The 4,759-nt window shown below is 58.7% G+C and carries 8 protein-coding genes; 1 reads left to right on the top strand and 7 read right to left on the bottom strand.

Features of this window, described 5'->3' with window-relative positions:
- Positions 1-3 precede the first annotated feature (3 nt).
- The 6 genes from IPM06_20790 to IPM06_20765 form a co-directional block, all read right to left on the bottom strand.
- A complete protein-coding gene (locus tag IPM06_20790; protein ID MBK8772848.1) occupies positions 4-351 on the bottom strand; it encodes an HNH endonuclease in 348 nt (115 codons plus the stop codon).
- Positions 351-578, bottom strand: a complete 228-nt coding sequence (locus IPM06_20785) for a hypothetical protein (protein MBK8772847.1) — start codon at positions 576-578, stop codon at positions 351-353. Before IPM06_20785 ends, IPM06_20790 begins: the two co-directional genes overlap by 1 nt.
- 868 nt (positions 579-1,446) lie before the next feature.
- The gene (locus tag IPM06_20780; protein ID MBK8772846.1) at positions 1,447-1,830 is read right to left on the bottom strand and encodes a hypothetical protein; all 384 of its coding nucleotides are present in this window, start codon (positions 1,828-1,830) and stop codon (positions 1,447-1,449) included.
- Positions 1,830-2,078 (bottom strand): hypothetical protein, encoded by a 249-nt coding sequence (locus IPM06_20775; protein MBK8772845.1) that lies wholly within the window; start codon positions 2,076-2,078, stop codon positions 1,830-1,832. The genes IPM06_20780 and IPM06_20775 overlap by 1 nt, the downstream gene beginning before the upstream one ends.
- 74 nt (positions 2,079-2,152) lie before the next feature.
- Positions 2,153-2,452 carry a hypothetical protein gene (locus IPM06_20770; GenBank protein MBK8772844.1) on the bottom strand — a complete coding sequence of 100 codons (300 nt, stop codon included), beginning with the start codon at positions 2,450-2,452 and terminating at the stop codon, positions 2,153-2,155.
- Positions 2,453-2,456: 4 nt separating this feature from the next.
- Positions 2,457-2,696, bottom strand: a complete 240-nt coding sequence (locus IPM06_20765) for a hypothetical protein (GenBank protein MBK8772843.1) — start codon at positions 2,694-2,696, stop codon at positions 2,457-2,459.
- A gap of 779 nt (positions 2,697-3,475) precedes the next feature.
- On the opposite strand from IPM06_20765, the gene IPM06_20760 reads away from it, so the two are divergent.
- Positions 3,476-3,670 (top strand): helix-turn-helix domain-containing protein, encoded by a 195-nt coding sequence (locus IPM06_20760; GenBank protein ID MBK8772842.1) that lies wholly within the window; start codon positions 3,476-3,478, stop codon positions 3,668-3,670.
- Between the two features lie 191 nt (positions 3,671-3,861).
- On the opposite strand, the gene IPM06_20755 is transcribed toward IPM06_20760, so the two are convergent.
- Positions 3,862-4,759 (bottom strand): tyrosine-type recombinase/integrase (locus IPM06_20755; protein MBK8772841.1); only part of this gene is annotated, 898 nt, incomplete at its 5' end.

Here is a 4,759-nt window from a genome sequence, read left to right as displayed (position 1 = left end):
GGCTCATTTGCCCGCCGCGGTGATCTTGCTGTGACAGACATGACACAATGCCATCAAGTTCTCCGCCATGTCCGGCCCGCCGTCGCGCTTCTTTTCCACATGGTGCACGTCGGTAGCCTGGCTGACACGCCCGCTTTTTTCGCACATCGCACACAGCGGATGTGCCTGCAAGTACATCATGCGTACGCGCTGCCATCGGCTGCCGTAGCCGCGACGTGCCGCCGTTCCGCGCCGCGCATCCTGGTCAAATTGCACGGCCCTGCGCAGCGGCCCGCACACGGAGCACACGCCATCGCGCACGAGACCGCGGCAACCTGGCTTGCGGCATGCGCTAGGTGGGCGTAGTGGCATCAGGCAGGATACTCCAGTGCGAATTGCTCCTTTATTCTCTGCGCCACATTGCGTGCGCCATCAAGTACGGTATGCCTTTCGCCACTGGCAAGCGTGATGATTGCCACATTCGTATAACCGGCTGCCTTGCGTTGGCCTTCTACAACCGATTCCACGTATCTGACGTTGATAGTCACCCGCTTCACGCCGTCGCGGTAATCCTCTTGGAAGCAATCAAAAGTAAGCATCAGGCACGGTTCCTGCGTCGTGACGCCTTAGCCATCTGGCGACGCGCCTTGGGCGTGCCATGGCCCCTGTTGGTCGTAATGCCCGCACGCTGGCACCTTGGCGCTGGTGGGGCTGCGGCACTGATGCGCTCTACGTCTGCGTTCCAAGCGGTGAGTCGTTCGTTTAGGTTGTGACCCCATTCGCGGAACCATTCTTCATTCAGCGCATCGCGCGCATCCATCACCCGTTGCGCGTGCCGACGTTCTTCTTCATCGGCGATGCGCTCCAGGGCTTGAATTGGGGTTGACCAGCCTATCATCATATGGCATTCCCATCCTCTGCAACAGGAGCAACCCACGTACCCGCCCGAATATCGCGAATAATCACCTCGCATACGGCAGTCATCAATCGCCCGTTGGCTGACTCCGGATCGAACCGACGCGTCTCCGTCCGCGTCTCGTACCCAAACGACGGCGCGAGTTCCTCATAGATCTCATGGAATCGCAACGCCATGCTAAGTGGTGTGAAAACTGGTGAAAGTGGCCCTATGTTCATCGTATCCCCCTGTCTTCTTTTGCCATCACTGCCTCCCCTTGCGGTCGCGCCACAACTGGTAGAAGGTCTTGCCGGTCCTGCGCTCGATCAACTCTGACGCGGCCATGTACAACAGGCTGCCTAGAGCGACGCTAGCCAAGGTCACGAGAAACTGGAAGACGCCTGTCAGTGTCTCGCGCTTGCCTCCTGACCCTGTCGCCTAGCGTGCCATCTCACCTCCACAGCCGATCCATGGCGCCCACACTGCGAAATGCGTCCATGCAGCCAGGCCGAATGCCAACAGGCACCACAGGATGGCGGACAGCACGAACAGTATGCCCAGATCAAGATAGGTCACGCGCTTTCATCCCGCGGCACCCCAAGCGCATCCAGCACGTAGCCGGCCACCGTAGCCTGCACGAACGCCACGCCGCCAGTGCGCAGGTAGTGGATAGCAGTCGGCGCGTCTAGGAGCGGTATGTGTCGCACCATGATGTGCTGTGCGTTGATTGTGCCGTCGGGACTGCGGATGATCAGCACGCCCGCTCGCAGTGGCGGATAGAACGCGTCGTCAACATGGCTGTGCATGCGCTCGCCTAATGCATGCCGCGCCATCGTTTCGATGCGTCCCAACTCAGACGACATCGCAGCGTCCAGTTCATCCAGCCGTGCCGTCAGGCGCTTGACTGCATCCATCCACGTGATCGGGCCACTGGTATCCAATGTATCGTCAGCCATCAACTCGCGCCGCCCAGCGACAGCCGAAACGATCGCTTGACATTCAGGATCAGCCAGCCCCACGCCGCCGTGGCCGTCCCCGCCTCCAACAGCGCAAAGGTCCAAAGCAGGGACTCGCGCGGGAATATCTGAGTGTCCTTGATGCTGATCGCCGACAAGAACATCCACGCGCCAAAGCAGAACAGCCCGACAAGCGCGACCCGCACGCCGGACACCTGCGTCGCGTGTCCCCGCGAGAGGATCAGCACGATCCCCTCTGCCGCGCACCAACCGACTAGCGCCACCTGAGATAAGAGTCTGATCAGGCTGGTATCCATATGTGTCAATGCCCCACCGCCATCAGAATCGCGAGTTGCGCCAACATGATCAGCGCAAGCGCACCAAACGCAATCAGCAGCGTGTGGCCGGCGACATCAATGCGGGAGGACGGTGAGCCAAGCACGCGCAACACATAGGTCAACTCATCCAGTTCGTCACGGATAGCGGCAATCCACAGCATCGGCCCGCTATCCACTTTCCCGGCCCGCATGGCATCGTTCGCCTGTTGGCTCGCTTCGTAGTGCTGGCGTTCGAGATATGATTTGCGCGCTTCCAACGCGGGAAATTCGGTGCGTTTCTCCACACTACTACGCGCCCTTTTCGCCGGGCGCCACCATGGCGGCCAGCGCACCCAGCGCCACGCCGCCCAGCGCAATTAGCTCGCCAGGAACGGGCAGTTTGAGCGCGGCCAGAACAAGCCCGCCCGCGATGGTCAGCACCACGGCGATGGCCAGGGCAATGACGGCGACAAAATATAGATTGATGGCTTGTGGCTGCGTGAGGATTTGTTCGGGAATTGCGGCTGGTTGAACCGGAGCTTCGTCCATAGTCCCCTTCTATAAGTAAAACTTATATCTTGTTAAGGATACTATAGCACGCATGGTCTACTAATTCAAGGTTTGGCGGGGATCGGCTCGCCGCGCCCTGGCAAACCAACAAGCCACCCAGATGGCTGGATGGCTTGTGGCGCTTCATTATCGTGGAAGGGGCCCGGCTCGCACTCACGACGTGGATGTCGATTTGTGCACACGACTGTCCAGGCTTTCAACCCCAAGGCGGTCGCGTTCCCCCGAAGCCGGGCTGACTCGATTGTAGCACGGACGTGCTACGATTCAAGCGCGGCTTGAATCTGGCTAGTGGGATTCTAGGGCTTGGCTTTCAGCAAGCTAGTGGTAATCCAGCCGTCGCAGCCAGGGCCGTCGATCTGCGACCAAATACCCCGCGTGCTGACCACTTCCACCTCTTGCTCCCAGCCTAGCACGCATTTGTGCGTCGGGTTGTCCGTCGGCTCCTTCCAGACGTTCGCCAGCATGCCGGCAGTCCGGCAATCTGGGCACCAGGTGACAGCGCGCGTCCTTGGCATCGCCGTCGGTGCCACTACGCGGGTTGCTATCGGCTCGGCGCGCTCAGGTATCGACACCGGGTAGCCGGTGGATCCACCGCAGGCAGACAGCAGGATAGCGACCAACACGGAGACAGCAATCAAGCGCACCATGGGGACTCCCTTCGCTGCGATTGGGGAAAATTGGGTATTGACAGTATACACCAATCGGGCGTACTATAAAGTTGCAAAACTCGCAAAAGTGAATCAAGCAAGGGGAATCACGTGGAGAATCTGACGCCGCCAGAGATCGCAAAGTTATTTGGCGTCAGTCCAGACACGATTCGCCGCCTGATCGACAATGGCCAGCTACCAAGCGTTCGCTTTTCGGACGATGGGTGGCGCTACGTTGATAAGTCGGCCGTCGTGGAATATGCCAAGAAAAAGGGTATCAAGCTGGACTGGTCGACTATCGAGTGATTCTAGTAGCAGCCGTCCCACCCGACGGATCAAGAAGAATGGGACGGCTGCTAAAAGTGCACCTTGAAAACCAAATGACTCAGTTTTCAGGTTTGGGGCGACCGGTGGGGATTGAACCCACGACACCCAGAGCCACAATCTGCCTTTGGCGATTACCTGGGCCATGACACACAGACTACATAATCTGATGTTCATGGTTTCAGCCCTAAACCTCGCATTTTCTCCGCAAATTCCTTGACCATGCCATCGGTCAACCACTCCGCATAAAAAGCCGATGTCGTTGAAATCTGGCTGTGACCCAAGACCTTTTGTACCAGACTCATGTCGGCGTGTCGCTCATTCAGCATCATCATCGCCAGCCCGTGCCGGAACGAATGAGGATTCAGCATACGCATTCCAGCCGTCCGGCAGTGACGACGAAGCATCTGGTAAATGCCACCCGGCAAAATGACGCCTTTCGGTTGCTTGGCTCCATTGGCAGCCAGGAACAGGTGGTCGTCAGTCCAGGCCGGACGCACGAACAGGTAGGCCATGAACGCCTTTTCGACAGCCGGCAGCAATGGCACCAGACGCGGACCGGTCTTACCGTCCACCTGCAACACATGCTCCGCAGTGCGGAAGTCCACCGCTCGCAGCCTGGCGCACTCACCAAGGCGCACGCCGCACAGAAATAACACGTTGACGATCAATCGGTCGCGTAGCCCAATCCAATCATCCGATGGCAGGCAGTCTAGCAGGCGCACGTACTCACTGAGCACAGCGCGCTTTGGTTGCTTCTTTGGCACCTTTGGCGGCTTGACATCAGCCAGCGGGGACCGGTCGATGTAGGAGCGTTCCACCAGCCAACCGAAGAAAACGCGCAACCCGCGGTGGTGGCCGGCAACTGTAGCCGGCTGATTGCCACCGTCACGACTGGCGGCAAGGTAACGCTCAATGACCGATGGTTGCAGCCAGTTTCCATTATGCAGATTGTTGGTCTGCAACCAGGTGAAAAATCGCTGAATTTCATAGCGATACCATTCGATAGTGCGGACGCTGTGGTTCTGACTAGCCTGCGCAGCGAGGAATAGATCGAGCAGATCGTTTGCA

The sequence above is a fragment of the Hyphomicrobiales bacterium genome, assembly GCA_016710435.1.
In the GTDB taxonomy this organism is placed as follows: Bacteria; Pseudomonadota; Alphaproteobacteria; order Rhizobiales; family Aestuariivirgaceae; genus Aestuariivirga.
Note: the sequence above shows the minus strand (reverse complement) of the source record. Positions and strands in the feature narration are given on the sequence as shown.